Annotated in this window: 23 protein-coding genes and 1 riboswitch; of the genes, 12 read left to right on the forward strand and 11 right to left on the reverse strand. The window is 58.8% G+C overall.

Annotation, left to right across the window (positions count from 1 at the left end; translation table 11 throughout):
- Positions 1-147 precede the first annotated feature (147 nt).
- A complete protein-coding gene (locus FJU30_RS19065) occupies positions 148-1,383 on the reverse strand; it encodes an extracellular solute-binding protein (protein ID WP_150436560.1) in 1,236 nt (411 codons plus the stop codon).
- Positions 1,384-1,741: 358 nt separating this feature from the next.
- On the opposite strand from FJU30_RS19065, the gene FJU30_RS19070 reads away from it, so the two are divergent.
- The gene (locus FJU30_RS19070; protein WP_150436561.1) at positions 1,742-2,848 is read left to right on the forward strand and encodes an ABC transporter ATP-binding protein; all 1,107 of its coding nucleotides are present in this window, start codon (positions 1,742-1,744) and stop codon (positions 2,846-2,848) included.
- A gap of 592 nt (positions 2,849-3,440) precedes the next feature.
- Here FJU30_RS19070 and FJU30_RS19075 read toward each other — a convergent pair.
- Positions 3,441-4,628 (reverse strand): MFS transporter, encoded by a 1,188-nt coding sequence (locus tag FJU30_RS19075; RefSeq protein WP_150436562.1) that lies wholly within the window; start codon positions 4,626-4,628, stop codon positions 3,441-3,443.
- A gap of 80 nt (positions 4,629-4,708) precedes the next feature.
- Between FJU30_RS19075 and FJU30_RS19080 the strand changes: the two genes are divergently transcribed.
- The 3 genes from FJU30_RS19080 to FJU30_RS19090 all read left to right on the forward strand — a co-directional run bounded on the left by FJU30_RS19080 (position 4,709) and on the right by FJU30_RS19090 (position 6,500).
- Positions 4,709-5,059 (forward strand): MerR family transcriptional regulator, encoded by a 351-nt coding sequence (locus tag FJU30_RS19080; protein ID WP_150436563.1) that lies wholly within the window; start codon positions 4,709-4,711, stop codon positions 5,057-5,059.
- Positions 5,060-5,173: 114 nt separating this feature from the next.
- A complete protein-coding gene (locus tag FJU30_RS19085; RefSeq protein WP_150436564.1) occupies positions 5,174-5,848 on the forward strand; it encodes a class I SAM-dependent methyltransferase in 675 nt (224 codons plus the stop codon).
- 112 nt (positions 5,849-5,960) lie between these two features.
- Positions 5,961-6,500: a GNAT family N-acetyltransferase gene (locus FJU30_RS19090; protein ID WP_150436565.1), complete on the forward strand. Its 540-nt coding sequence runs from the start codon at positions 5,961-5,963 to the stop codon at positions 6,498-6,500.
- Positions 6,501-6,821: 321 nt separating this feature from the next.
- Here the strand turns inward: FJU30_RS19090 and argG are convergent, their stop codons facing one another.
- The 4 genes from argG to FJU30_RS19105 form a co-directional block, all read right to left on the reverse strand.
- Complete coding sequence (argG, locus tag FJU30_RS19095; protein WP_150436566.1) at positions 6,822-8,177, reverse strand: argininosuccinate synthase; 1,356 nt, start codon at positions 8,175-8,177, stop codon at positions 6,822-6,824.
- 382 nt (positions 8,178-8,559) lie between these two features.
- On the reverse strand, positions 8,560-8,685 hold the full coding sequence (locus tag FJU30_RS27485; protein WP_263406741.1) for a hypothetical protein: 126 nt from the start codon (positions 8,683-8,685) through the stop codon (positions 8,560-8,562).
- A 208-nt stretch (positions 8,686-8,893) separates the two neighbouring features.
- The gene (locus tag FJU30_RS19100; protein ID WP_150436656.1) at positions 8,894-9,322 is read right to left on the reverse strand and encodes a universal stress protein; all 429 of its coding nucleotides are present in this window, start codon (positions 9,320-9,322) and stop codon (positions 8,894-8,896) included.
- 597 nt (positions 9,323-9,919) lie between these two features.
- A complete protein-coding gene (locus FJU30_RS19105; protein ID WP_150436567.1) occupies positions 9,920-10,594 on the reverse strand; it encodes a DcrB-related protein in 675 nt (224 codons plus the stop codon).
- Positions 10,595-10,854: 260 nt separating this feature from the next.
- On the opposite strand from FJU30_RS19105, the gene FJU30_RS19110 reads away from it, so the two are divergent.
- Both FJU30_RS19110 and FJU30_RS19115 read left to right on the forward strand, forming a co-directional pair.
- On the forward strand, positions 10,855-11,871 hold the full coding sequence (locus FJU30_RS19110) for an isochorismatase family protein (protein WP_150436568.1): 1,017 nt from the start codon (positions 10,855-10,857) through the stop codon (positions 11,869-11,871).
- A gap of 11 nt (positions 11,872-11,882) precedes the next feature.
- Positions 11,883-12,812 (forward strand): GlxA family transcriptional regulator, encoded by a 930-nt coding sequence (locus FJU30_RS19115; RefSeq protein WP_150436569.1) that lies wholly within the window; start codon positions 11,883-11,885, stop codon positions 12,810-12,812.
- An 11-nt stretch (positions 12,813-12,823) separates the two neighbouring features.
- Here the strand turns inward: FJU30_RS19115 and FJU30_RS19120 are convergent, their stop codons facing one another.
- The 3 genes from FJU30_RS19120 to exaC all read right to left on the reverse strand — a co-directional run bounded on the left by FJU30_RS19120 (position 12,824) and on the right by exaC (position 16,218).
- Positions 12,824-13,825: an acyltransferase gene (locus FJU30_RS19120; RefSeq protein ID WP_150436570.1), complete on the reverse strand. Its 1,002-nt coding sequence runs from the start codon at positions 13,823-13,825 to the stop codon at positions 12,824-12,826.
- Positions 13,826-14,025: 200 nt separating this feature from the next.
- Positions 14,026-14,382, reverse strand: coding sequence for a CopM family metallochaperone (gene copM, locus FJU30_RS19125; RefSeq protein ID WP_150436657.1), 357 nt, complete (start codon positions 14,380-14,382; stop codon positions 14,026-14,028).
- A gap of 297 nt (positions 14,383-14,679) precedes the next feature.
- On the reverse strand, positions 14,680-16,218 hold the full coding sequence (gene exaC / locus FJU30_RS19130) for an acetaldehyde dehydrogenase ExaC (protein ID WP_150436571.1): 1,539 nt from the start codon (positions 16,216-16,218) through the stop codon (positions 14,680-14,682).
- A gap of 319 nt (positions 16,219-16,537) precedes the next feature.
- Here exaC and fdhD point away from each other — a divergent pair, with 319 nt between their 5' ends.
- The 4 genes from fdhD to yiiM all read left to right on the forward strand — a co-directional run bounded on the left by fdhD (position 16,538) and on the right by yiiM (position 22,203).
- Positions 16,538-17,386 carry a formate dehydrogenase accessory sulfurtransferase FdhD gene (gene fdhD, locus FJU30_RS19135; protein ID WP_150436572.1) on the forward strand — a complete coding sequence of 283 codons (849 nt, stop codon included), beginning with the start codon at positions 16,538-16,540 and terminating at the stop codon, positions 17,384-17,386.
- Positions 17,387-17,707: 321 nt separating this feature from the next.
- Entirely contained in the window at positions 17,708-18,334 is a 627-nt protein-coding gene (sodA, locus tag FJU30_RS19140) for a superoxide dismutase [Mn] (RefSeq protein WP_150436573.1), read from the forward strand.
- A gap of 1,205 nt (positions 18,335-19,539) precedes the next feature.
- Positions 19,540-21,432 (forward strand): methyl-accepting chemotaxis protein, encoded by a 1,893-nt coding sequence (locus tag FJU30_RS19145; RefSeq protein ID WP_150436574.1) that lies wholly within the window; start codon positions 19,540-19,542, stop codon positions 21,430-21,432.
- An 87-nt stretch (positions 21,433-21,519) separates the two neighbouring features.
- Positions 21,520-22,203: a 6-hydroxyaminopurine reductase gene (yiiM, locus tag FJU30_RS19150; protein ID WP_150436575.1), complete on the forward strand. Its 684-nt coding sequence runs from the start codon at positions 21,520-21,522 to the stop codon at positions 22,201-22,203.
- 116 nt (positions 22,204-22,319) lie between these two features.
- On the opposite strand, the gene FJU30_RS19155 is transcribed toward yiiM, so the two are convergent.
- Both FJU30_RS19155 and FJU30_RS19160 read right to left on the reverse strand, forming a co-directional pair.
- A complete protein-coding gene (locus tag FJU30_RS19155; protein ID WP_150436576.1) occupies positions 22,320-22,682 on the reverse strand; it encodes a YibL family ribosome-associated protein in 363 nt (120 codons plus the stop codon).
- Between the two features lie 90 nt (positions 22,683-22,772).
- Complete coding sequence (locus FJU30_RS19160) at positions 22,773-23,501, reverse strand: DUF3053 domain-containing protein (protein WP_150436577.1); 729 nt, start codon at positions 23,499-23,501, stop codon at positions 22,773-22,775.
- Between the two features lie 402 nt (positions 23,502-23,903).
- Positions 23,904-24,001, forward strand: a riboswitch (guanidine-I (ykkC/yxkD leader).
- A 65-nt stretch (positions 24,002-24,066) separates the two neighbouring features.
- Here FJU30_RS19160 and FJU30_RS19165 point away from each other — a divergent pair.
- Together FJU30_RS19165 and FJU30_RS19170 are read left to right on the forward strand one after the other, a co-directional pair.
- Positions 24,067-25,140, forward strand: a complete 1,074-nt coding sequence (locus tag FJU30_RS19165) for a putative urea ABC transporter substrate-binding protein (protein WP_150436578.1) — start codon at positions 24,067-24,069, stop codon at positions 25,138-25,140.
- A 17-nt stretch (positions 25,141-25,157) separates the two neighbouring features.
- Positions 25,158-25,976: an ABC transporter permease gene (locus FJU30_RS19170; protein WP_150436579.1), complete on the forward strand. Its 819-nt coding sequence runs from the start codon at positions 25,158-25,160 to the stop codon at positions 25,974-25,976.

A 25,976-nucleotide genomic window follows, 5' to 3' on the forward strand; every position in this document is an offset into this window, starting at 1 on the left:
GGGGATTTTCTTGCCGGTTGACGCGTTGTTTAAAATGAATTCCTCACCGCGCAGGCAAAGGCCTGCAGGAATGACCGGCTAGCGTTCCCCTCTTTGTCAGTAACCGAACGGCAGGAAACCTCCCGTTCGGTCAGGACGGACCCGGGATTATTGATTACTGGCCTGCATCGCTTCGATTTGCATCTTGATCTGCTTGACCGCGTTATCCAGCGCCGCCTTCGGCGCCTGCTTACCGGTCATGCTCAGCTCAAGCGCGGCGTTGGCCGGCCCCCACACTTCCTGCATTTCCGGGATGCCGGGCATGGCGGTCGCCAGGCTGGCCTGCACCGCGACGGCGCTGGCGCGCTCATCGTTTTTAATCTGCGGATCGTTAATCATCGCCACCAGCGGCGGGATCTCTTTGGTGACCTGATAACGGGTTTTCACGTAATCCGGTTGATTGATGAACTCAATGAATTTTTGCGACAGCGCTTTATCCTTGCTCCAGGTGGAAACCACATAGCCTTTCACGCCGAGGAAGGAGTTCATCGGCTGACCGTTGGCCAGTTTCGGCAACGGCGCCACGCCGTAATTGATGCCGGCGTCGGCATACGGCTGGAAGGCCCAGGGACCGTTGATCACGGCGGCGGCTTTTTTCTCGGTGAACAGCGAATCGATAGCGTTCAGCCCGCTGTCGCCGATAATGCCGGCCGGGAACAGGCCGTCAGCGTAGAACTTTTTCAGATCGCTCACCGCCTGCACGCTGCCCGGCGCGTTTAACCCGATATCCAGCGGATTCAACCCGCCCTTGCCGTCCTGGGCGAAGATATAGCCGCCCATTGAGGCGATAACGCCCCAGCTGTAATAAATCTGATCGAATTTCGCCAGCAGGCCGTACTTATTTTCCGCCCGCATTTTTTTCGAAAAGTCGTAGTAGTCATTCAGGTGAGCCAGCGGCTGCGCCAGCATGTCTTTGTTGTAAATCAGCACCAGTGTCTCCACCGCCTTCGGTACGCCGTACACGGCGTTATCGATGGTAAACGCGCGGATCGACGGAGGGGTAAACGCCTCAATCTGCGCCGGCGCCAGCTTCATCGGCGATAACAATCCCTGTACCACCGCCGCGCCAAGCTGATCGTTTGGAATGACCATAACGTCCGGGCCTATTCCTGCCGGGCCGTCCAGCCGCAGCTTCTCAATTTGTTGCGCGTAGGGCATCTCCAGCACATTCACTTTTACGTTGTACTGTTTTTCGAAATCACCGATAGCTTGCTTAATGCCATCGGACTTCTTGATGTCTTCCCAAACAGTAAGCTGCTGGTTTGACGCCGCGGCCGCGAAACCAGAACAGAGGCCGGTTGCCAGGGCAACCAGAATCAGAGCAGTGATCTTTTTAGTTTTCATATCTCACCTATTGTGAAGGTATTACATTTTTATTGTTCACGTCCGGATTATCATTTCAAAGCCAGGCATACATCCTTAGCCTGTGGGCATTACAGGCGGCACGCGCCATCACCTCGCTTTGTTATACGCTACGCTGAGATAGCCGCCAACTCTATACATTTATCGCTATAGTGTGATCGTTATTGCAGAAATGAAAAACGGAGATATGGCCTGAAATACAGCGCAGTTATAGTCATTTCAAGGCTTTTGAGTCGCGCCAGACAACGGATAATAATTGTTATACGTATTACATAATCAAGCGACGGCGTTAATCCACGCGGGCGGACTCGACCATTGATAACTTTCTGAGGATCAACAGATGTCCAGCATAAGACTGAGGAATATCACCAAGCGTTTTGGCAAAACGGTAACGCTGCACGATATTAATCTTGATATTGAAAGCGGCGAGTTCGCCGTATTCGTCGGGCCGTCGGGCTGCGGTAAATCCACGCTGCTGCGCATGATCGCCGGGCTGGAGGAGATCAGCGAAGGGGATGTACTGATCGGCGACGAGCGCGTCAACGACGTGGCGCCGGCGCACCGCGGCGTAGCGATGGTATTCCAGTCCTATGCGCTCTATCCGCATATGACCGTCGCCGAAAATATGGGCTACGGGTTGAAGGTCAACGGCACGCCGAAAGACGAGATCCTCCACCGGGTCGGCATGGTGGCGAAAACCCTGCAGCTTTCCCAACTGCTGGACAGAAAACCAAAAGAGCTGTCCGGCGGGCAGCGTCAGCGCACCGCTATCGGCCGGGCGATTGTGCGCAACCCTAAGGTATTCATGTTCGATGAACCGCTCTCCAACCTGGACGCGGAGCTGCGGGTAGACATGCGCTTACACATCGCCAAACTGCATCAGGAAATGAAGACCACCATGGTGTATGTCACCCACGATCAGATTGAGGCGATGACGCTGGCCGATAAAATCGTGGTCATCAATGACGGTAAGGTAGAGCAGATGGGCCCGCCGATGACGCTTTACTACAACCCGGACAATAAATTCGTCGCCGGCTTTATCGGCTCGCCCAAAATGAATTTCCTGCCGGCGACCGTGGTGAGCTGGCAGCCGGAGGCGCTGACCGTCACCATCAGTCAGGGCAAAACGCTAACCCTTGCCCGCCGCACCAGCGAAGTCCAACCCGGCGATTCAGTCACCCTGGGCATTCGGCCGGAACACCTGAGCACCACCCTTGATTCGCCGCTGCGCCTGGACTTTCACTGCGAGGTCGTCGAGCGCTTAGGCAACAACACCTACCTGTTCGGCCAGTGCCACGGCCATGACGGCTTTAAAATACTGCTGTCGGGAGACGCCCACTTTCGCGCTTACCAGACATTGCCGCTGAGCTTCCACGCCGATCAGTGCCTGGTCTTCGATACCAGCGGCATACGCATCAGCGCGGATATCCCGGTTCCCCATCAATAACGCGTCAGGGCGGGAACGGGCCCGGTCACATTGCGCCGCGCCGCCAGGGAATCAGTAACGTGGGAATCGCGCTAATACAGATCTCAGCCATTCCAGACGGGTGCGGGCCGTGGCCGACCACCTGATCGCACTGTTCGAAGCGCACGCCGATGAGCTGGCGGGCGGCGAAGTCGCAGACTCTCCGCCATAGCGGGCGCCGCCCGTTAGCCTCGGCAGAGTATCGACATCCCGCCCGCCGTCGGACCTGCGTTTTACCCGGAGAGGCATCCCGCGCTGGCCGCTCTGCTGTTGCTCCGCCTAATCGGCCGTTGTGGGTATCGTCACGCTCACCGGCGAATTGATTACACGCGCCCGCCCAATCGCCACGGAACGCCGCAGTACCCGCTTATAGCGCCAGACAAAAAAAATCCCGCCGCAGGCGGGAAAGTCACTCTTAACAGGAATGGAGATAACAACATCAACAAGGGTGTAAAAAATAGTAGCAGCCAAAGTGTATAGAACTGTACCTGCTGAGTAAGGTTAATGGCCCGGATGTAAAAGGTGATGGTCCGGGAGTCCGGGAGTCCGGGAGCGCGGCCATCCGGTATCCCGATCATTGTTTGCCCGCCGGATTGTCGGTACGGGCGCGTCCCCCGGCGGCCGACATAGCGCTGCGCCGGCCGGCGAGATGGCAAATCAGAGCGACGGCGGCCACGCCCGCCGCCGTCGGCCCCAGCGCCAGCGGGCTAAAATAGCGGATAACCTGGCCGCCCAGCAGACCCGCGGCGCCAATCCCCAGGTACATGGCCGCCGCGTTTAGGGAAATAAGCAGTTGCCCCGCCTGCGGCGCGATGCTCAGCAACCGATGCTGCTGAGCGGGCAGCAACAGCCAGCCGGCCCCGTTCCAGACAATAACGCCGAACAAGGCGCCGGCCGGAGTGACGCTTAGCCACGGCAGCGCCGCCAGCGCCGCCATCACCACGCCCAGACTGAGTAAGGCCGTCGCCCAGGCCCCCCAGCGATCCACCAGCCAGCCGCTGAACAGATTGCCGGCCGTCCCGGCCAGACCAAACGCCATCAGCACCAGGCTCAGCCGGCGCGCATCCGCATGCAGCGTCGCCGACAGCAAAGGGCCGATATAGGTGTACACCGTGAACCCCGCCGTCATCGCCAGCAGCGTGACCAGCAATATCGCGCCGACGCCCGGATAGCGCAGCGCGCGCAGGCGTTCCCGCAGCCGGACTGGCGGCGACGCGGGCAGATCGGGCAACCAGCCGAGCAGACCGATCGCCGCCAGCGCCGCCAGGCCGACCACCAGCCAGAGCGCCAGCCGGAAACCGCCGTAGTGCCCAAGCCAGGTGCCCAGCGGAACGCCGATAATGGTGGAGACCGTAATGCCGGCCATCACCAGAGACAGCGCCCGGCCGCGGCAGCGTTCGCCGGCCAGCATGACGGCGGCGACGGAGGCGCACGGCGTATAGGCCGCGGAGGCGATCGCCGAGATAACCCGCGCGGCCATCATCTGACCATAGCTGTTCGCCAGCGCGCCGGCGATATTTCCCACGACAAACACCAGCATCGCGCCCGTCAGCAGCCGGCGTCGGGACCAGCGGGCGGTCAGCGAAGCAATCAACGGACTGCTCAGGGCATAAACCCAGGCGAACACCGTTACCAGTTCGCCGGCGGCGCTGAGGGTGACGTTTAGCTGCCCGGCCATATCCTGCATCACGCCGGCGATGACGAATCCATCAGTGCCAATGGCAAAAGTACCCAGCGTTAAAATAGCGATTTTCGGCCACATCTTTTCTCTCCTGGTATAACAAAGGAGAAAAGCTTAAAGTCTGACAATAGTGTCAGAGTCAAGGCCCTCCCGGAGGGGAAATGAGAATCGGCGAACTGTCACGGCGCAGCGGCGTCAGCGCCAGGATGCTGCGTTATTACGAGCAGAAGGGGCTACTGCATCCTGTACGGCGCGAGTCAGGCTATCGCGAATATCGGGCCGCGGACGTCGTGCTGGCGACGCGTATCCGCACCCTAAGCGAAGCGGGCATGACGCTGGCCGCCATCCGTAAGATTTCGCCGTGCATGGACGGACAGACGCTGTTCCGCCCCTGCCCTGAAGTGCGTAAGACGCTCAACGCCGAACTGGAAAAAATTCGGCATAAAATGGCCGCGCTGCAACAAAGCGGCGAAATACTCAGCCAGTATCTGGGGAAATTATCACAGGAGTAAACACGCCGGCGAGCGGATAGTCCAGGTCGGATAGCGCCAAACGCGCGACAGAGAGGTCCGCTGAACGCGCCTTTCCATCGGACTAGAAGTGCGTAACGCAGGAGAAAACCCGCCATGACCAACAATATTTACGAACGGCAGTATCAGTATTTAAAACACCATGGCCAGCGTGCCTGGAGCGGAGAAGGCTATGAGCGCGGCAGACAGGCGCTGACCGCCGTTCTGCAGTCTTTACGCGAAGATAAGGTGCTGCCCCCTCCCGGCAGCGTCTGTCTTGAACTGGGGTGCGGCAACGGCGCGATGGCTTCTCTGCTGCTGGCGCGCGCGGGCTATAACGTGCACGGCGTGGATATTTCCGCCACCGCCATCGAATGGGCGCAGGAATCATTTGCGGCCGAGGGTTTATCCGGCAGCTTCCGGCAGGGCGATGTCTGTACGCTTGACCAATACGCCGGCCGGCAGTTTGATCTGGTCTTTGACGGCAGCTGTCTGCACTGCCTGATCAACGATCAGCGCGCACGCTGCTTTAGCCAGATCGGGCGCGTGCTGAAAACGGACGGCATGTTCATCGTCAGCAGTATGTGCGGACAGCCGCAGCGGACGGAAGACCAGGAAAATTATGATGCGCAGCACCATCATTTAATGCGCGACGGTCGTCCCTGGCGCACGCTGCGGCCGTTGCCGCGGCTGATCGACGAACTGGCCGACAACGGCTTCACCGTCTTCAGGACCGCCGTCAATCATAATCCATGGTGGGATCACGCCACGCTGTGTTGCCGGCTGGCGTAAAGCCCCACCCGCCGGATGAGCTCCGACAACACGACCGCGATGAGCGGACCGCGCGCCGCTGAACAACGAGCGGCGAACATGTGAACCCGTGGCAGTCGCCGGCATATTTATCATGATGACACCAACCATACTGACCAGCAGATTATTATTGCGCCCGCTCGCGCCGGAAGATGCAGAGCCGATCCGGCTTCAGGCGGGCGACCCGCGCGTCGCGCGCTGGACCGCGAGTTTCACCACGCCCATGAGCCGCGAACACAGCGTTGACTGGGTTAATCGCGCCATCGACGCCATGCGGGCGGGCCAGGCGATCACGCTGGCCATGACGCTACGCCCATCAGGCGGCTTTATTGGCGCGATCAGCCTGCGTCTGCCCGAACGGAGCGTCCCCTTTCTCGGCTACTGGCTGGGAGCCGACCACCAGGGTCAGGGATATTGCAGCGAAGCGGTACTGGCGGTTCTGCGCTATGGTTTCACACAGCTGGGTCTGGAGAAAATCAGCGCGCGCTGTGATGCGAACAACCACGCTTCCGAACGGGTGATGCTGCGCTGCGGCATGCGCCGGGAGCAAAGCGCGCCTCTCGCCGAGGCGGTAAAGGGACGCCAGATCAGCTTGCTCACCTACAGCATTAGCCTCAGCGACAAACCAGACTAAGCGAAAAAGCGGCGTATTCGGTAAGCGGAATTCGCCCGCGGCCAGCGTACGGGCAAAAAAAATCCCGCCTCAGTGGGCGGGAAAAACTCTCAGACAGGGATGGTTCTAACAACTTCGACAAGGGATGTAAGAACAATAACAGGCGAAATGTATAGAACTGTCCAGGCTAAGTAAGGTTAGTTAGTTGGATGTAAGAGGCGATGGGCGGCAGATACAAAATCCTGAGGGAGCATCATCGACGCGACAGGCGGGAAGAGAGGCCGTCCCGCGCTGTCAGCAAACACAGGGGCATATCGATACGCCCCCGTCGCCTGCTAAAAATTACTTTTTCGTTTTATCCTGCAGCAGATCCTTATTTTCCACCTGCGGCAGGCCGTTGCCCGCTTTGGCGGACAGCAGCCCGGTATCCATGTAATGCATCAGCTTCTCACGGGTATCCGTAATATCCAGATTACGCATGGTCAGCTGGCCGATACGGTCATCCGGCGAGAAGACGGAATCGCCTTTTTCCATCGTCAGACGCTCTGCCTTATAGGTCAGATTGTCGGAAACGGTATTCAGAATGGAGTAGTCGTTGCCGCGACGCAGTTCCAGCGTCACTTCGCCGGTAATGGCGCTGGCGATCCAGCGCTGAGACGAGTCGCGCAGCATCAGCGCCTGAGAGTCGAACCAGCGCCCCTGATACAGGAAACGGCCCAACTGACGGCCATTGGCGTGATACTGTTCGATGGTATCCTCGTTATGGATACCGGTTACCAGACGCTCGTAAGCGATGTGCAGCAGCGCCATCCCCGGGGCTTCATAGATGCCGCGGCTCTTCGCTTCGATAATGCGGTTTTCTATCTGGTCGCTCATGCCCAGACCGTGACGCCCGCCGATACGGTTCGCTTCAAGCATCAGTTCAACATCATCGTTAAAGGTCACGCCGTTCAGCGCCACCGGATAACCGCGCTCGAATCGTACGGTCACTTCTTCCGCGGCGATCTTCACGTTCTCGTCCCAGAACTTAACGCCCATAATCGGGTTAACGATCTTAACGCTGGAGTTCAGGAACTCGAGGTCTTTAGCTTCATGCGTGGCGCCCAGCATGTTGGAGTCGGTGGAGTAGGCCTTTTCCGCCGACATTTTGTAGTCAAAGCCGGACTGGGTCATAAACTCGGACATTTCCTGACGGCCGCCCAGCTCATCGATAAAGTCGGTATCCAGCCAGGGTTTGTAAATCTTCAGCTCGGCGTTGGTCAGCAAACCATAACGATAGAAACGCTCGATATCGTTACCCTTATAGGTGCTGCCGTCCCCCCAGATATTCACGCCGTCTTCTTTCATCGCCGCCACCAGCATGGTGCCGGTGACCGCACGGCCCAGCGGGGTGGTATTGAAATAGGTCAGGCCGCCGGTGGTGTTATGAAAGGCGCCGCACTGAATGGCCGCAATCCCTTCCGCCACCAGTTGCTTACGACAGTCGATCAAACGGGCGTTTTCCGCGCCATATTCCATCGCCCGACGCGGGATCGCGTCATAATCGTCTTCATCCGGCTGGCCCAGATTCGCGGTGTACGCATAAGGCACCGCCCCTTTCTGACGCATCCACAGCAACGCGGCGCTGGTATCCAGCCCACCCGAAAAAGCGATGCCGATACGTTCGCCTGCCGGAAGATGTTTGAGAATCGTTGTCATAAAATAAATCCCTGCTCGAAATGATGATGGAGAAAGCTTACCAGCTACACCAGTACGTTGCGCTATGTGATAAGGCCGATGCCTTAATGAGAAGGCCGCCAGCCTGGCCGATGACCGTCGTCCGGTTCATCGCCGCGCTTACCTTCCCATAAAAATGAATATTTATGCAAAATAAGTGAGTGATAATTTAAACATCTTTCTCGCCCGACCGGAAGAGATGCGGCGCATTTTATGCAAAAAAATCGTTGCCGGTTGACTGAACGATATGCCGAACGCCGCACCAACCGACCCGACGGCCTCGTAAGACGGCGCGCCGCATCGGCCGGCCGACACAGCCAGCCAGACCCTGCGCATCTGCCCGACAGCCCCTGAGATAGCGATATTATGCCTGACTGGCGCGTAAAATCACCCGCTGCGACAGCTGTTCGAACGGATACATCGCGCAAACATCCGGCAGCAGTCCGGACAGACGGCGATCCTGAGAATGCGGGCCTTTTCGGTCAGCCACGGGCCGCCCGAATACTGGCGCGCAGGCGTAACAATAGCCTGATGAGACAGGCGGTCAGGAACAGAAAGCCGGCCAGTCGCCGCGGAGAAAACGGCACGGGCGCATGGAAACGCGCCAGCATTCAAACGGATGAGTTGACGGCTCTGGGCGCGGTTCTGGCGCCGTCGGCCCGAGAGCTGCCGGCTGCCCGGACCGCGCCAGCATGGCGTTACCTCACCACCAGCACCGATGTTTTGGCATGGCGCACAATGGCCGCAGCGTTAGAGCCGAGCAGATAGGTCTTCACATTCGGCCGACGCGAGCCAATAACGATCAAATCCGCCTCAATCTCTGCCGCCAGCGTTAGCACCTCATCCCTCGGCGTACCGAAGCTAACGCTGTACGACAGTTGTTCTGTCGGCAGGTCGATAGTATCGAGCCACTTCTTCAGCTTTTTATCCGCGTCCACCACCGCCTCATTCTCAAACTCCTTGATACCGAATGAATAAGCCGAAGCAAAAGCGGAGGCGTCCGGCAGCGCATGAAAAAGATGCACCTGCGCGCCGGAGAGTTTCGCCAGATCGACCGCATACGCCAGCGCATTGCCGGTAAGTTCTTCTTCGTTAAGATCAATCGGCACTAAAATGGTTTTATACATAGCCATAGCACATCCCCTTCCTCTCTATTACCTTCATAGTTCAGGCTGCAGGTGCGTTGGCTTTGTTACTCGTCCCGCCCATGGGACTCGCCCCTGCAGGGCCGCCGCCAGCGGCGTTCAACTCTGCTGCCGGCAGATTTATCGCTCACCCCGGCCACGTACTGCGGTAAGCGACCCGGGATTAATGGAAGACATCTTGTCTCTCGCCGAAGGTCAGCCGTTGACCGGACAAATTCGTTGCCGACGAATTTGTCGCGGCGTCGCCGCCTGCCCGCCCCTCGAATTATTTTGGGTATATTCCACCCGATTACAGCGCGCAAGAAAGCGACAAGCGTCCGACTTACCCGGAGCATGGCGAACGTAACGAAAAATGACGAATCCGCCCGCAGCGGCCCGGCGGAAACCGGGTGATTGAGTGCAACCAGCGCCTCTGTAGCCCGCAATATGCAGAATATAATCCATTGTATTAACAGGTTAGCTCATGTTTTATTATCAGACACCATTTTCAGCCGCGTTTATGAGAGCTGAGGCCGATTTCTGACCAGAGACGCCGGGCGACCCGGGGAATACGCGAGCCGGCCGGCAGGATAGCGCCGGCTAACGCAGCACCAGCGTGGTTAAAATGCGATCAAGCAACGCGGCGTGCTCATCGCCGCGACTGGCCGGCGTATTAATCTGTAGCGTCAGGACTTTCTTATGCCAGACCGTATACAGCAGCGTCGAGTCCACCATCTGTCCGTTTACCCGCAGTTCATTATCCATACGCCGCACCGGCAGTTTGCCGACGTTGATCGACTGTTTCTGCAATTGCTTAATATGCTGATATTGGCTGCTCAGACCGGTGAAAATCTCATCGCCCAGCGCATCCAGTCCCTTGCTGTCATTTTTCAGCGTCTGGCCGGCGGCCGGCGCCACCAGAGAAAACACCACCAGCTGGCGCGACTGGCTGTTAATAAACAGGTGCGTACTGTCGGCGCCGCTGTCCGGCGCGCCGCTTTGCGCCGTCTGGTCGGTGAAATTTTCCGACAAGGTAAAGGCGATCCGCCCTTTCTGTAACGTCACCTTATAGCCCGGCGGCGGTTCGGGCGCGGCCGGCTCTGGCGCGGCGGGCGGTTCGGCCGGCGGCGCGGCGACCTGCAGCGGCGGCTTGTCCGGCTGGGGCGCGGGTTTATCGGCCGGTTTATCACAGGCGCTCAGTGCGGAAAGAAGCAGCACGCCCACGCCGATGTTAAGTAATGTTTTGCGCATCTTTCTGGCCTTTTTAACAGACATAATCAACAAGGTCCTCTACTGGCCGGCGCGAACAGCGTGCTGTCCGTCGTGCCGCACAGCGTGGGCGCGACGCGGCCTGAATCGAGCCGACGGGGCGCAACCGGCCTCCGTCCGGGGGCCTCCGACCTATTCTAACCAACCCTTAGCGGGCAGCCAGCGGATTCGTCCCGATTTAACCCGAACCTGTCCCGATCTGGCCTTTTTGCGCCTGATGAAATCACGCATCATCATCCCATCAACCGACCGGCAGGAGGTCAAACATGTCCCACAGCGCATTATTAATCATTGACGTACAGCACTCTTTTTTACACCGCCCCTTCTGGCGGGAGGACGATGTGCCGGCCTTTCAACAGGCGTTGACCCGCCTGATTAACGGCTGTCGGCAGCGCGGCGTCGCGCTGGTCGATGTGTTTCACGTCGCCGCCGGCCCGTTCGCGCTGGACTCCGGCTACGTGACTCGCCTGCCATTTCTGACCCATCGGTCGGACGTGGTGGTTCACAAACGGGTGCACAACGCGCTGACGGATTCCGGCCTGGAGCAGTGGCTGCGCGCGAAGGACATCGATCATCTGATCATCGCCGGCATGCGCACCGAACAGTGCTGCGAAACCACCGCCCGCGTGGCTTCCGATCTCGGCTATCGGGTCACCTTCGTCACCGAGGCCACGCTGACGTTCCCGATGACCTATCAGAACATCACGCTGACCCCGGAGCAGCTTAAACACCGGACGGAGACCGTATTGGTCGACCGTTTCGCTACGCTGGCCAGCGTGGATGAATGTCTGGCGCAGTGCGACAGCGCCCCGCGTCGGCAAACGCCGTCGCCGGCTCGCTTCGTCGGCCAACCCTGGCTGCCTCGCCCGATCGACGCGGCGGGCGTGACCTCACTCAATGACTGGCGGCTAAAACGCTATACGATTCGCTACCGCCGCGCGGCACAGGCCGTTGATTTCAGCGCGGCCTGGACGATGGCCGCCGCCATCCTGCCCACGCCGGCGCAAACCGGAGCGCGGCCGGGCGTCGGCTGGGTCATCGAACACCAGGGTAAAAACGCCGACTATCTGGTGCTGGGCTGGTGGGACAATGCCAACGAACTGCGCACGCGCGTATGGGTCACGGACCACGGCCAGTGGCGCGCCGCGCGCGATGAGTCGTTTTGCGTATGGGATCTGCAGGTTATCGCCTTTGAACGGGATGCCTTCGTCAGCCATATGCTGCAGAATACGCCAGACCCCGAGCGCTATCTGGCGCGGCAGTTAACGATATGTGCGGATTAGGTGAGACGGTAATGAAACGAGATGTCTGGTTTCTGATGTTGCCTGGCGTCATGGCGCTGGACATCGCCGGGCCGGCGGAGGCGCTGCGGTTGACGCGGCAGTTTGCGCTGCACTATATCAGCCCGGAGCCGGAAGTGCTGTGCTCCACCGGGATGACCCTCAGCCAGTTGCAGCCGCTGCCGGCTCAACTGCCCGCCGGCAGCATTGTACTGGTTCCGGGCGTGATGGATTCCAGTCACGACTTCTCGACGGCGCCGGCGGTACAGGCCCGCCGTTGGCTGCAGCAATTAAAGGGCGAGATAGAACGCCGGACGCTGACGCTGGTTTGCATCTGCTCCGGCGCGCTGCTGGCCGCGCAAGCCACGCTGCTGGACGGCTATCAGTGCACCACGCACCACAGCATCCTGCCGCATCTGGTGCGCCAGGCGCCGCTGGCGCGGGTCAGGGAGAATCGCATTTTTGTTGAGGATCGCAGCGTTTACACCAGCGCCGGCATTACGGCGGGCATCGACCTGACGCTGCATCTCATCCACCATTTTCTCGATGCCAGGCAGGCGCTGGACGTGGCGCGCGACATGCTGGTTTACTTCCGGCGCGCCGGCAACGACGCCCAGCTTTCGCCCTGGCTGCGCTTTCGCAACCACCTGCATCCGGTGATTCACCGGGCGCAGGATATTCTCTGCGCAGAGCCGGAAACCGCCTGGTCGTTAACGGACCTGGCCGATCGGGTGCATGTCAGCAGCCGCCACCTCAGCCGCCTGTTCCGCGAACAGCTGGGCATTAGCGTGCGGGAATACCATGAACAGCTGCGCGTAACCGTCGCGCATCAGCGCCTGAGTCAGGGCATGGGCCAGGAAAAAGCCGCGCTGATGGCCGGCTTTTCCTCGGCGCGCCAGTTGCGGCGCGCGCAATCTCGCCAGTCGGCCGCCGACTCCGCCTGAACGCCGACGGCTCAACAAACCAGCCGGCGGGTATCCAGCCGTTGCAACCCCAGCGACAGCAGCAGGCTGCCGGCCAGCGCCAGCGCAAACACGTAGAAAATATCCAGCACCGGATGCGCGGTAATGCTCAGTCCGTGCGTGCGGATAAAATGAATGATCAAGGCGTGCAGGCCGTAAATCGCCAGCGAATGACGCGCAATCAACGCCAGTCCCGGCAGCGGGCGACGATTCAGGTAATATTTAAACAACACCAGCAGACTAACCGCGGCGAAAAACACCAGCGGGCCGCAGTAAATATAAAAGGTCTGGGCAAAGTCGCCGTTGACCAGCGTCTGATGGCGGGTGCCGAGCGCAATCAGTATCACGCAGACAATAAACAGGCCGGCAGCCAGCGCGCCGGTCGCCCGGTGGCGAAACTCCAGCATCCCCAGCGCCCGCCCCAGCACGGCATACAGCAGATAGTAAAAAGTATCGCCATAGATATAAAGGTTCACCGGCAGCAATTTCACCCCGCCGAACGACGCCTCGCTGGTGTTTGGGTTGGCGATCAACGCCAGCACAACCATCGGCAGCAGCAGGGCGCGCCCGGCCACCGGCCTGACGCGCACCAGCGGCGACAGCAGATAAATCACCGCGATGGCATAAAAAAACCACAGATGGTAAAAAACCGGCTTCTGCAGTATATAACGCAGCGCGTTCAGCGCATTGATCGGCGTGAGAAGCGCGATATATATCAGCGCCGCCAGGCTATAAAAGACGATGCAAAGCCCAATGCGAATAAAATGTTTTTTCTGCGCCTGACGCTCGCCAAAGAATAAATAGCCCGAGATCATAAAAAAAAGCGGCACGCAAACGCGCGACGCCGAATTCAGAACGTTGGCGACTTCCCAGTACAATTGCCCTGAACCGGGCGCGCCGCCGGAGGTAATGTACCAGGTCGTGGCGTGGATCATTACCACCATCAGGCAGGCGACGGCCCGTAAATTATCCACCCAGCCAATCTTGTCGCTCATGCCGTTCCCCCGCCTACCCGTCTCAGGTCACTGAACAGCAGAGTATACTCAATCGCGCTCTGCTGTGGGGGGCTATGCGGCCACTGCGCTAAGCGGCATGGCCAGCGCATACATATGCCCCGGCGCGATGGCGCAATCCCGGCCGGGCGCCAGAGAGCACGGGACGGCGCCCGGCGAAGATAGCCGCGACGCCGGCGTGATTACTTTCCGTGCCGCTTCAGCCAGGCCTGCATTTGATCGATTTCCGGCTGCTGCGCTTTAATGATCTCTTCCGCCAGTTTGCGCAGCTCGGGGTCCTTGCCGTACTGCAGCTCGGTTTTCGCCATATCGATCGCACCCTGATGATGAGCGATCATCCCGCGGGCGAACGCCACGTCAGGATCGCTGGACTGTATCCCCTCCTGCATCTGAGTATGCATCTCGTTCATACCCTGCATATAAGACTGCTGCGATTCAGTCGTATTGTTCATCTGGTGCCCGCTATGGGCGCTGTCAGCCGCAAATGCCGCCGGCGGAGCCAGCAGAACGCCGACTATCAATAAACTGAATTTATTCATCATCTCATACCCTCTTTCAGACCGTTTGAATAACAGCATAAAAGATAGGCCTTCCCCTAAGGGGAAGGTCAAGGCGCCGGACGAAAAAACCCAACCGGCGGACAAGCCGGCGGAGAACGGACGGGGCGTCGAGACTGAGAGCCAGACGCCCCCTGCAAAGTTCTTTATCAGGGAGCGAGCGACGAGAGCGCGAGCCGCCGCCGGAGCGTCCCTCGCTGCGGCAGGCCCGCGTATCTCGGTTATCGGCGACGTTATCAGCAACCTCAGGGGCCTGACGGCCCCTTGTAAATAATGGCGTTAAAACAGACCCAGCGGCTTATCCGAATAGCTGACCAGCAAACATTTAGTCTGCTGATAATGCTCCAGCATCATCTTGTGGTTTTCACGGCCGATACCGGACTGCTTATAGCCGCCGAAAGCCGCATGCGCCGGATAGGCATGATAGCAGTTGGTCCAGACGCGACCGGCCTGAATACCGCGCCCCATGCGGTAAGCCACGTTGCCGTTACGGCTCCAGACGCCGGCGCCCAGCCCGTAAGCCGTATCATTAGCAATCTCAAGCGCGTCATCCATATCTTTAAAGGTCGTGACCGCCAGCACCGGGCCGAAAATTTCCTCCTGAAAGACGCGCATACTGTTTTTACCGAACAGGATCGTCGGCTCAAGGTAATAGCCGCTGGCCAGATCGCCGGACAGCACCTTACGCCGACCGCCGGTCAGAACCCGCGCCCCTTCCTGCTTGCCGATATTGATATAGTTCAGGATGGTTTCCAGCTGATTAGCCGACACCTGGGCGCCCATCATCGTCTGGTTGTCCAGCGGATTGCCGACGCGAATAGATTCGACCCGCTTGATCGCCCGCTCCATAAAGCGCTCATAGATAGACTCCTGCACCAGCGCGCGGCTCGGACAGGTGCACACCTCGCCCTGATTAAAGGCGAACAGGGTGAACCCTTCCAGCACCTTATCGAAGAAGGTATCTTCCTTGTCCATAACGTCGGCAAAAAAGATGTTGGGTGATTTGCCGCCCAGTTCCAGGGTCACCGGAATAACGTTACGCGCGGCATAACCCATAATTTGCTGGCCGACTTCGGTGGAACCGGTAAAGGCGACTTTGGCGATGCGCGGCGAGGTGGCCAGGTATTCGCCGATCTCGCTGCCGGCGCCGTTAACCACATTCACCACGCCTGGCGGCAGCAGATCCTGAATCAGCTCCATCATCATCAGCACCGAAAGCGGGGTCAGCTTCGCCGGTTTCAGCACGATGCAGTTGCCGGCCGCCAACGCCGGCGCCAGCTTCCAGCAGGCCATCAGCAGCGGGAAATTCCATGGAATAATCTGCCCGACCACGCCCAGCGGTTCATGGAAATGGTAGGCGACGGTATCGCCGTCAATCTCGCTGATCCCCCCTTCCTGCGCGCGGATGCAGGCGGCGAAGTAGCGGAAGTGATCGATGGCCAGCGGCACATCGGCCCCGCTGGTCTCGCGAATGGGTTTGCCGTTGTCCAGGGTTTCCGCCTGCGCCAGCAGATTGATATTCTGCTCCAGCCGATCGGCGATGCGGTTGATAACCTGCGCCCTCTGCTGCGCCGACAGCCCGCCCCACGACGCCTTCGCCTTGTGCGCGGCGTCCAGCGCGAGATCCACATCCGGTAAACCCGAACTGGCGACCTCGCATAACGCCTGACCGGTGACGGGCGTCAGATTGACGTAGTATTCGCCGCCGACAGGCGGAATCCACTCTCCGCCGATAAAGTTGTCATAACGTTTTTTAACATTAAGCGAATGTTCAAATGCGCCGGACGCTGCCCGGGATTTCTCAGGATGTTGGGCCATTTCTGTCTCCTTTTCGCTGAACGATTGCGCGGCCGACAGGCCGCAGGAAAAACAGCGTTAAATGTCAGGACATCAAAAGCGGGACGACTCAGAAAGTGACTCTGCTTACAGGGTAGACGTCGACTGGGGTTTACGACAGGATAATAAACAGACAAGTTGCAACTCTTCGAGTCACCGCACAATTTATCGTTCAGGCAGGGATCGCTAAGCCTGCGCCGAGCGAAAACACGCGCGCTTTCACGATAAACATTCGCATCGGATCGCCGGCGGTGGAATAATCACAGCTCCGGTTTTAGGGTGATTTACAGATGGTGTTACGGTGAAAGAAACGGATCCACAGCCAGGGGATGTCAGGGAAAATAGCGCGCCCGTCGGCGCTTGTCAGCGGCGCGTACGTCGCCAGGATCCTCTGGCGCCCGCAGAGGCGGACTGGCTGGCGGAAGAAGTGCCGGTAGCGCTGGTATACAACGGTATTTCGCACGTCGTCATGATGGCGACGCCAAAAGATCTCGAGGACTTCGCGCTGGGCTTTTCCCTGTCGGAAGGCATTATTCAGTCGGCGCAGGATATTTATGGCATTGACGTTCAGCCGGTCTGCAACGGCATTGAAGTGCAGATTGAGCTGTCCAGCCGCCGGTTTAGCGGCCTGAAAGCGCGGCGGCGCGCCATGGAAGGGCGCACCGGCTGCGGGGTATGCGGCGTGGAACAGCTGGCGGAAATCGGCAAACCGATCGCCCCGCTGCCCTTTACTCAATCCTTCGATTTGCTTCAGCTGGCGGAGGCGTTACAACAACTGAAGCAAGTGCAGGTCGTCGGCCAGCTTACCGGCAGCACTCACGCGGCCGCCTGGGTTGCGCCCCAGGGCGGGCTGACGGGCGGGTGCGAGGACGTCGGGCGCCACGTTGCGCTGGATAAACTGCTGGGCCTGCGGGCCAGGCGCAAATGGCAACAGGGCGCGGTTCTGGTTTCCAGCCGCGCCAGCTATGAGATGGTGCAAAAATCCGCCATGTGCGGCGTGGAAATCCTGTTCGCCGTTTCCGCGGCCACTTCGCTGGCGATTGAAGTGGCCGAACGCTGCAACCTGACGCTGGTCGGCTTCTGCCGACCCGGCCGCGCCACCATCTATACCCACCCGTCGCGTCTGCAGCGGCCGGCGGACCGGGCCTGACGTCGGCGTCAGGCGGGCCGGGCGGAAAACCGCTACACTCTACTGAGTCAACGTCCGACGGCGCAGACGAACGGACGCTGCGCATCATCCGGCACATGCAGCGCCCGCGTCGGCGGGCGCTAAGCCGCGGCGCGCCTTAGATCGATTTCGTCCATCAACGACACATACAGGCATAATGCGCGCCTTTACTGGCCGCCGGCACGCACGGTCAACCACATTAAGTCCTCAATAATCATTTTCAATATCATTTAATTAACTATAATGATCTGAATGATTACGCGGTACTAACAAACCGCACCACTACAACTGGAGATGATGAACATGAGTTATTCACTGCCATCCCTGCCTTATGCTTATGACGCACTGGAACCGCATTTTGACAAACAAACGATGGAAATCCATCACACCAAACACCACCAGACTTACGTCAATAACAGCAACGCAGCGCTGGAGTCTCTGCCTGAACTGGCCAAACTGCCGGTTGAAGAACTGATCACCAGGCTGGACCAGGTGCCGGTCGAGAAAAAAACCGCCCTGCGCAACAACGCCGGCGGCCACGCTAACCACAGCCTGTTCTGGAAAGGCCTGAAAACCGGCACGACGCTGACCGGCGATCTGAAAGCGGCTATCGAACGCGATTTCGGCAGCGTTGACGCCTTTAAAGAAAAATTCGAGCAGGCCGCGGCCACGCGCTTTGGTTCCGGCTGGGCCTGGCTGGTGCTGAAAGACGACGGCAAACTGGCCGTCGTCTCAACCGCCAACCAGGATAGCCCGCTGATGGGTGAAGCGATCTCCGGCGTCTCCGGCTACCCGATCATCGCGCTGGACGTGTGGGAACACGCCTACTACCTGAAATTCCAGAACCGTCGTCCAGACTACATCAAAGCCTTCTGGAACGTGGTTAACTGGGACGAAGCGGCGAAACGCTTTAGCGACGCGAAAAAATAACCGCCGACCGGCAAAATAATCCGGAGCCCTGCTCCGGATTATTTATTGTCAGCCTTAAACCACTTCCTTAGCAGGCAATGCCGATCGTTTAAGAAAACTTGCACGATCCTGTAGCGTTGAAAAAATCCGGAAAACCCTAAATTTTTCGGATTAATTTTATGCTTCGTTTTAGCAGGACGTTGAATTCGTTGCTGAAGCGACTGATTCCGACCTGTCTGTTTTTTGACGGGAAATTAACCCGCACTGGATAGAGGAGGCTCTGCAAAGTACCCACCCATGCAGTATTGACCGAAGACGCTTACCGGTACAGCCGGCAGCCTGGCTGGGTTCTGATGATGGAGCGGTTGGGGGATCTATCTATTAAATCAGTAGGTCACCATAAAATGGTACATCCTTCCACATAAGAGAAAGTACCGATGCTATGAGCGAACGGTGCTTTACCTACCCGATAAATACTCAAAACGGTATAAAAACGCTTAACCGAACGGCATTACTTCCTTAGCAGGCGGCGAGCGTTCCCGCGGCGCTATAGCCCGAAGCAAGCCGGCGAGGAAATGTTTCGCCTTACGCCGGGACGATTAAGAGACACTGTGGCGTTTCTTTATCGGTAATGCATTCAGGAACAATGCTAAAGAATGGCGGACTAAATAGCTTCGCATAATAGCGCTACAGGTGCCCTGCAAATTGCGTGACTATAATATTATGATTAAATCATAATTGGCTGTTTTTAAATATTATTTAAATGCTATTGTCATCAGTTACGTGCTGTAGCATGGTCAACAGTGAAGTATCAATGCGCGAAGCTATTTAGTTTTTTTAGTCCCTTTCCGGAGGTCGTGTCAAAGCCGCTGTCTATGCAGGCGGATTTTTGCTTCCCGCCCCGAACGTTTTACCTTTCCAGCTATAAGTTTTACCTTTCCAGCTATAAAGAGTGACCCGCCCAGGCCGATATTACCGATGTGGTGAATCGTTGTCGTTTTGACATGCGTTTAAATCAACACAACCAGTCTCTGCAGGTAATCAGGCAACGGTATATATCCGTCATTTTTCAGATCGCATCGGTGTTGGCTTTCCCTGCACGACCGGCGTCATACAGCCGGTTTCGCGCAAGGAAAGGCGTTCGGCTACCGCCCGCCTGCCCTGAAATTTATCGGGTTTAAACATTCAGGACACGATATTGGCTCATATTAGGGTGGAAACGCACAATGGCGATAAAATTTGAAAACATTAGCGTCGGTAAAAAACTCGGCTTAGGTTTTTTCCTGGTGTTATTAATGACCATTATCATTGCCGGCAGCAGCATTATTCAGGTTGAATCACTGAGAAACAGTATTAGTAAATTAAATTTAAGTCATAGCATTAATGATGAGGTGAATCAGGCGAAGTATTATCGGGCAGCCTATGGCTCCAGCTATAATCCCGACTATTTCAAACAAAATATCACCCATATTGAAAACATCATTACATTAATTTCTCAGGCAAAAGCCATGAGCTGGTCGGAAGGCAACCGACAAAAATTCGACCAGATGACGCCCCTTATCGCCAGCTATCAGTCCAGACAAAAAAGCTATAACGAAGCCATCGTGAAAAAAAATGCGATTCGTGAAAGCTGGAATATCTCCGCCACGGAAGGAACGTTAAAACAGCTGGGCGACAACTTAACGGCCGCAAGCGACAGTCAGACGCAGCAGCTCTTGCTGTCTGAAGTCAATACCAGATTAATGGCGGTCCGCTACCAGGTTCGCGGGTTGCTGCTGTCGCCCGGCAGCAAATCTGAAGCCGGCCTGAGCCAGTCCATTGACGACGCGCAGCGCGCGCTGGCCTCGCTGACGCTCAGCCTGTCGGATGAACAGCGCGCCATACTTTCTCCGGTGCTGGATATTATGAACAGCTATGGGAAACAGGCGCTTGCCTGGCAGCCGGCCTGGCAACAGGAAATGAGTTATGCGGCAGAAATGGCGGAGATCGCCGGCCAGTTAAATGAAGTGGTCATGCAGCTATTACACGATCAACTGCAGCTGACCCAACAGGACATCAGCCGTTCGAAGATCCAGCTGGCCGCCACCGCGCTGATTACCCTGCTGCTGGGCGTCATGATCGCATGGTTCATTTACCGCCAAATCACCACGCCGCTCAACCAGACGCTGGCGCTCGCCGAGCGGATTGCCACCGGCGATCTGACCGCCTCGTCCGCCACGCCGCGCCGCGACGAACTGGGGCAGTTGCTCAATGCCATGGCGAAAATGAACAACAATCTACACGGCATGATCGACGAAATCCGCATCGGCGTCAGCCATATCTCAAGCGCATCGGGCGAAATTTCCGCCGGGAACACCGACTTGTCATCCCGCACCGAGCAGCAGGCCGCCGCGGTGGAACAGACGGCCGCCAGCATGGAACAGCTGACCGCCACGGTAAAACAAAACGCGGAAAACGCTCATCACGCCAATGAACTGGCGATCGAAGCGTCCGATACCGCGCGGCAGGGCGGCAAGCAGATTGATAATGTGGTCAGCACCATGACGCATATCGAACAGAGCTCGCGCAAAATAGCCGATATTACCTCGGTGATTAACGGCATCGCCTTCCAGACCAATATCCTGGCGCTTAACGCCGCGGTGGAAGCCGCGCGCGCCGGCGAACAGGGGCGCGGTTTCGCCGTGGTGGCGGGCGAGGTGCGCAGCCTGGCGCAGCGCAGCGCGCAGGCTGCGAAAGAGATCGAGGAGCTGATTAAGCAATCCGTCGCGCAAGTCAGCGACGGCGCCACGCTGGTGGCCGACGCCGGTAAGACGATGCAGCACATCGTCAACTCGGTCACCCACGTTCACGACATCATGCAGGAAATTTCGTCCGCCTCCGACGAGCAAAGCAGAGGCATCGCGCAGGTCAGCCAGGCAATAGTGGAAATCGACAGCACCACGCAACAAAACGCGGCGCTGGTGGAACAATCTTCGGCCGCCTCCGATTCGCTGCAGGAACAGGCGATGCTGCTGACGCGCGCCGTCTCGGTATTTCGCCTGTCGCGTTCCTCCGGGGACACGCCGCCGATCTCCGCCGTCCCTGCCGCGACCGCGCACGCGTTAAACTACCGGCCGTAACCATCGCCGGCGCGCCGGGGTCCTTCGGCTATACCGTCCGCTACGCGGGCGGTATGATAAGCGCATAGCCGACAGTAAGGAGCCCGTATGCAGTATCCACAGATCTATACCGGCGGGATCGCCCCCTGGCAAAACGGAATGAGCGCGATCGTCAAACGGCGCGTCGACGGCAGTCTGGCGCTGGGCGCGCTGGGGCTGGAGGGGGACGAACAGGCGGAGAAGAAGGTGCACGGCGGGCCGGATCGCGCGCTGTGCCACTATCCGCGCGAGCACTATCGTTACTGGCAGCTGCAGTTCCCGCAGTTGGCCGAGCTATTCTCACCCGCCGCCTTTGGCGAAAATCTCTCCACCGAAGGGCTGACGGAGCAAAATGTTTACATCGGCGATATTTTTCGCTGGGGCGAGACGCTGATTCAGGTGACGCAGCCACGCTCGCCCTGCTATAAACTCAACGCGCAGTTTAATATCGGCAATCTGTCGCTGCTGATGCAGGAGACCGGTTACTGCGGCTGGCTGTACCGCGTCGTCGGCGGCGGTCAGGTCAGCGGCAATCAGCGGCTGGAACGGGTATCGCGCAACAGCGAGGTGTCGGTTGCCGAAGCCATCGCCATTGCCTTCCATGCGCCTTTCGATCGCCAGCTGTATCGGCGCCTGCTGTCCGCCGCCGGGCTATCCGCCAGCTGGAGTAAAACCATGCAGAACCGCTGTCTGCGCGGAGAAATAGAAAGTTTTGATCCCCGGCTGTACGGCGCGCGGCCCGGCGGCAAATAGCGTCGACGCGCGGCCGCAGGGCGCGGCTCCGCCCGCTTGCGCCGGAATACAAACCCGCGCCTGCAGGAATTACGGGGGGGGGGATAAGGCGCGCCGGCTAACGCACGCGCCTGAACTCAGAACGGTTTGGGCGCGTAGCCGGTCATTTCTTTCAGACCCATTTCCCGGCCCAGCGCGGTCATCGGGTGCACCACCACCAGCCCGCGCACGCTTTTCTTCAGCGTGCCCATATCGGCCTGCTCTTTTTTGGTAATCGCCCGGCTAAACGGCAGTTTTGCCAGTTTCTGCGCCTGCTTGCTGAGCTTCTGCTCCCTGACGCCGCGCAGGCGTTCAATCTCCGCCGCCAGCTTTGTCTGTTCCTGTTCATTCTGATCGATCGCTTCCGCATTACCCTGGGCAAGCAGCGACGGCTGTTTGCGCTTTAATGTCTCCAGCAAATCGCTCAGACGCTTAATTTCTGCTTTTTCCTGCTCTTTCATCGTATATCCGGCCTGTCGGTGGCGAAAAATAAAGGGCACAAGCATACACGAAACCGCGGGGCGATGCAGACTCCGCGCGGTTTCGCGCATTTACGGCGCAACCAACCCGGACTGCTGCAGATTCTGGTTGCGCAGCGCGTTCGCCAGGCTTTGCTGCTGCGCCGCCAGACCGGATACCAGGCCGTTATACTGATTCACTTGCTGTTGGGTGCGAAACTGCACGGACGCGCCGTTAAACACCACCTGATCGCCCTGCGCCTGCAAATAATCGCCCACCTGCACCAGATTTTGGGCAAAGGCCGTGGCCTGCGGGATCGCAGGCAACAGCGCCTCGGTCGGCTGCGTCACGACGCGGGTATACAAACGCTGATAAACCACCTGCAGATCCTCCGGCTGTTTCAGCGCCTGGCGCGCGGTATCGGCCTGCATCTTCGAGCTTTGGATCTGCTGGCTAAGTAAGTTCAGCGATCCATTCAGCTGGCGCAGATTATCGCGCTGCGTGACGTAGTCCTGCGGCAGACGGATCTGCTTCACCTGCTCCAGCAGCGGATTCAGGCTGCTGGCCACCGACTGCTGCAGGTGTTGGGAAAAGGTGGTCAGGATAGCGTAATCATTCACATAGGGTCCGAAACGCTGTTTCTGGTCGGTACTCAGCGCCGGCAGCGGACCGCCGCTCTGCACCGGGGAGCTTTGCAGAAATTCGATAAACGCCTTGCGCTGGTCGCCTTCCTTATCGCCGCAGGCGGCAAGCTGTAACACGGCCAGCAACACCAGAATCGGCGTCAGCCAGCGAGAACGGTATCTCGTAAACACCCTCATCAATGACTCCTTTTTTTATAACCACGAATCAGCCGGATAGCAGATCCTATGCCCTAAATCGTTCGGGATACAGGACAAAACGTGACGCTTTCGCACAACGGCGCCCGCGCGCCTGCAGCCTGAAAGTATAACGGGCACAAATTATGTGCCTCACGCGCCATTAAGCATAGCTGAATCAGTCTGCTGCCACCTTTTTTCCGTCCGCGCCGCGGCCGCCGTGTTCATTTTTGGTGCAAGCTAACGACCCATTGCACAACCATCGCGCCGCGCGCGCCGCCAACAGGCCGGCCATTTTCGCCCGGCGCCCGGCGCGGCGGCGCATTGCGGACCTGGCAGGGTTCTTGCTACGGTGAAAACGTAAGCAGGAGCGATAGCGGGCAACCGGTGTCGCCAGACAATTTGTTAACGGGTCACTAGGGTTCCGGTCGCAACGCGATGCTGGTCCGAGAGTGACCGACCGTCCTCTGGCGGTTACACGGCGGGATAAAAGCCCGGGAGACCAAGCGAGATCGTTCTCGCCGCCGTTCTCCTGCATTTTACTCGCGCTAACGTCAGAGGATCCACTATGCGAAACGCTTTCCAACGCCTGCTGTTACTGGCCGCACTTTGCCTGACCGCCCTCACCGTCAGCCCCGTCCTTCAGGCCGCGGCGAAACCCGGATTTAAACTCTGCTGGTCGATCTACGCAGGCTGGATGCCCTGGGATTACGCCCAGCAACACGGCATTGTCAAAAAGTGGGCCGATAAGTACGGTATCGATATCCAGTTTGTCCAGGTCAACGACTACATCGAGTCGGTCAACCAGTACACCGCCGGCGGCTTCGACGGCTGCACCATGACCAATATGGACGCGCTGACCATTCCGGCCACCGGCGGCGTGGACAGCACCGCGCTGATCGTCGGTGATTACTCGAACGGCAACGATGGCATCCTGACGAAAAGCGCAGGCGACGGCATCGCGGCGCTGAAAGGTCAGCCGGTGAATCTGGTTGAGCTGTCCGTTTCTCACTACCTGCTGGCGCGCGCGCTGGAGAAGGCCGGGCTGAGCGAACGCGACATTAAAGTCATCAATACGGCCGATGCCGATCTGGTCGCCGCCTTCACCACATCGGACGTGCGCACCATCGTCACCTGGAACCCGCTGCTGGCGGAAGCGCAGAAACAGCCTGGCAGCCGCCTGTTGTTTTCCTCGGCCGATATCCCCGGCGAAATTCTCGATCTTCTGGTAGTAAATAGCGCCACGCTGCGCCAGCACCCCGAACTGGGTAAGGCGCTGACCGGCGCCTGGTATGAAACCCTCGCCGTCATGCGCGGCGACAGCGCCGCGGCGCGCCAGGCGCGCACGGCGATGGGCCAGGCTTCCGGGACCGATCTGGCGGGCTTCGATGCCCAGTTGGCGGCCACTTACCTGTTTGCCACGCCGCAGGAAGCGCTGACTTTTGTTCAGAGTCCGCAACTGAAATCCACCATGCAGCTGGTGGCCGAATTCTCCTTCCGCCACGGTCTGCTGGGCAACGGCGCCGGCAGCGCCGACGTTACCGGCATCGCCACGCCGTCCGGCGTCTGGGGTAACGCGGATAACGTCAAACTGCGCTTCAGCGACGAGTTCCTGAAACTGGCCGCGGCCCGCCAGCTTTAACCGCAAGGGGAAGCCTGATGCGTAAGATCATTAACTATCGGCCGGTTCCGCTGGCGCGCGGTCTGTTGGGTTTTCTGCCGTTGCTGGCGCTGCTGCTGATTTACCTGATGGCTTCCGATGCCCGTCTGGCCGCCAACGCCTCGGATAAACTGCTGCCCGCCTTCGGCACCATGGGCGAGGCGCTTTACCGCATGGCGTTTGAAGCCGATGCGCGCACGGGCCGCTATCTGCTGTGGTTCGATACACTGGTTAGCCTGCAGCGGCTGCTGAGCGGTATCGCCATCAGCGCGCTGGCCGGTCTGTTTTTCGGGCTGTTCTGCGGCGCGCTGCCCGTGGTGCGCGCCGTCTGCTCGCCGCTGATCACGCTTTTTGCGCTCATCCCGCCGCTGGCCGTGCTGCCGATTCTGTTTATCTGCTTCGGCCTGGGCGAGGTATCGAAAATCGTGCTGATCGTGGTGGGCGTCACGCCGTTTATCGCCCGCGATCTGCAGCAGCAGGTGCAAACCATCCCCGCCGAACAGCTGATTAAAGCCCAGACGCTGAGCGCCCACAGCGGCCAAATCCTGTGGCGCATCATCCTGCCGCAGATGCTGCCGCGCCTGCTGGACGCGGTGCGGCTGTCGCTCGGTTCGGCGTGGCTGTTTCTGATCGCCGCCGAGGCCATCGCCTCCGCCGAGGGGCTGGGTTACCGCATCTTCCTGATGCGCCGCTACCTGGCGATGGACGTCATCCTGCCCTATGTGGCCTGGATTACCCTGCTGGCCTTCGCCCTCGACTGGCTGCTGCGCGCCTGCAGCCGCCGCCTGTGGCCCTGGTACCACGCCAGTCAATCCTGA

This window comes from Affinibrenneria salicis, from assembly GCF_008710095.1.

What these genes read in the sequence shown, in the direction of transcription:
- FJU30_RS19065 (WP_150436560.1), bottom strand. Translation starts at nt 1,383, where the DNA reads ATGAAAACTAAAAAGATCACTGCTCTGATTCTGGTTGCCCTGGCAACC.
- FJU30_RS19070 (WP_150436561.1), top strand. Translation starts at nt 1,742, where the DNA reads ATGTCCAGCATAAGACTGAGGAATATCACCAAGCGTTTTGGCAAAACG.
- FJU30_RS19075 (WP_150436562.1), bottom strand. Translation starts at nt 4,628, where the DNA reads ATGTGGCCGAAAATCGCTATTTTAACGCTGGGTACTTTTGCCATTGGC.
- FJU30_RS19080 (WP_150436563.1), top strand. Translation starts at nt 4,709, where the DNA reads ATGAGAATCGGCGAACTGTCACGGCGCAGCGGCGTCAGCGCCAGGATG.
- FJU30_RS19085 (WP_150436564.1), top strand. Translation starts at nt 5,174, where the DNA reads ATGACCAACAATATTTACGAACGGCAGTATCAGTATTTAAAACACCAT.
- FJU30_RS19090 (WP_150436565.1), top strand. Translation starts at nt 5,961, where the DNA reads ATGATGACACCAACCATACTGACCAGCAGATTATTATTGCGCCCGCTC.
- argG (WP_150436566.1), bottom strand. Translation starts at nt 8,177, where the DNA reads ATGACAACGATTCTCAAACATCTTCCGGCAGGCGAACGTATCGGCATC.
- FJU30_RS19100 (WP_150436656.1), bottom strand. Translation starts at nt 9,322, where the DNA reads ATGTATAAAACCATTTTAGTGCCGATTGATCTTAACGAAGAAGAACTT.
- FJU30_RS19105 (WP_150436567.1), bottom strand. Translation starts at nt 10,594, where the DNA reads ATGTCTGTTAAAAAGGCCAGAAAGATGCGCAAAACATTACTTAACATC.
- FJU30_RS19110 (WP_150436568.1), top strand. Translation starts at nt 10,855, where the DNA reads ATGTCCCACAGCGCATTATTAATCATTGACGTACAGCACTCTTTTTTA.
- FJU30_RS19115 (WP_150436569.1), top strand. Translation starts at nt 11,883, where the DNA reads ATGAAACGAGATGTCTGGTTTCTGATGTTGCCTGGCGTCATGGCGCTG.
- FJU30_RS19120 (WP_150436570.1), bottom strand. Translation starts at nt 13,825, where the DNA reads ATGAGCGACAAGATTGGCTGGGTGGATAATTTACGGGCCGTCGCCTGC.
- copM (WP_150436657.1), bottom strand. Translation starts at nt 14,382, where the DNA reads ATGAATAAATTCAGTTTATTGATAGTCGGCGTTCTGCTGGCTCCGCCG.
- exaC (WP_150436571.1), bottom strand. Translation starts at nt 16,218, where the DNA reads ATGGCCCAACATCCTGAGAAATCCCGGGCAGCGTCCGGCGCATTTGAA.
- sodA (WP_150436573.1), top strand. Translation starts at nt 17,708, where the DNA reads ATGAGTTATTCACTGCCATCCCTGCCTTATGCTTATGACGCACTGGAA.
- FJU30_RS19145 (WP_150436574.1), top strand. Translation starts at nt 19,540, where the DNA reads ATGGCGATAAAATTTGAAAACATTAGCGTCGGTAAAAAACTCGGCTTA.
- yiiM (WP_150436575.1), top strand. Translation starts at nt 21,520, where the DNA reads ATGCAGTATCCACAGATCTATACCGGCGGGATCGCCCCCTGGCAAAAC.
- FJU30_RS19155 (WP_150436576.1), bottom strand. Translation starts at nt 22,682, where the DNA reads ATGAAAGAGCAGGAAAAAGCAGAAATTAAGCGTCTGAGCGATTTGCTG.
- FJU30_RS19160 (WP_150436577.1), bottom strand. Translation starts at nt 23,501, where the DNA reads ATGAGGGTGTTTACGAGATACCGTTCTCGCTGGCTGACGCCGATTCTG.
- FJU30_RS19165 (WP_150436578.1), top strand. Translation starts at nt 24,067, where the DNA reads ATGCGAAACGCTTTCCAACGCCTGCTGTTACTGGCCGCACTTTGCCTG.
- FJU30_RS19170 (WP_150436579.1), top strand. Translation starts at nt 25,158, where the DNA reads ATGCGTAAGATCATTAACTATCGGCCGGTTCCGCTGGCGCGCGGTCTG.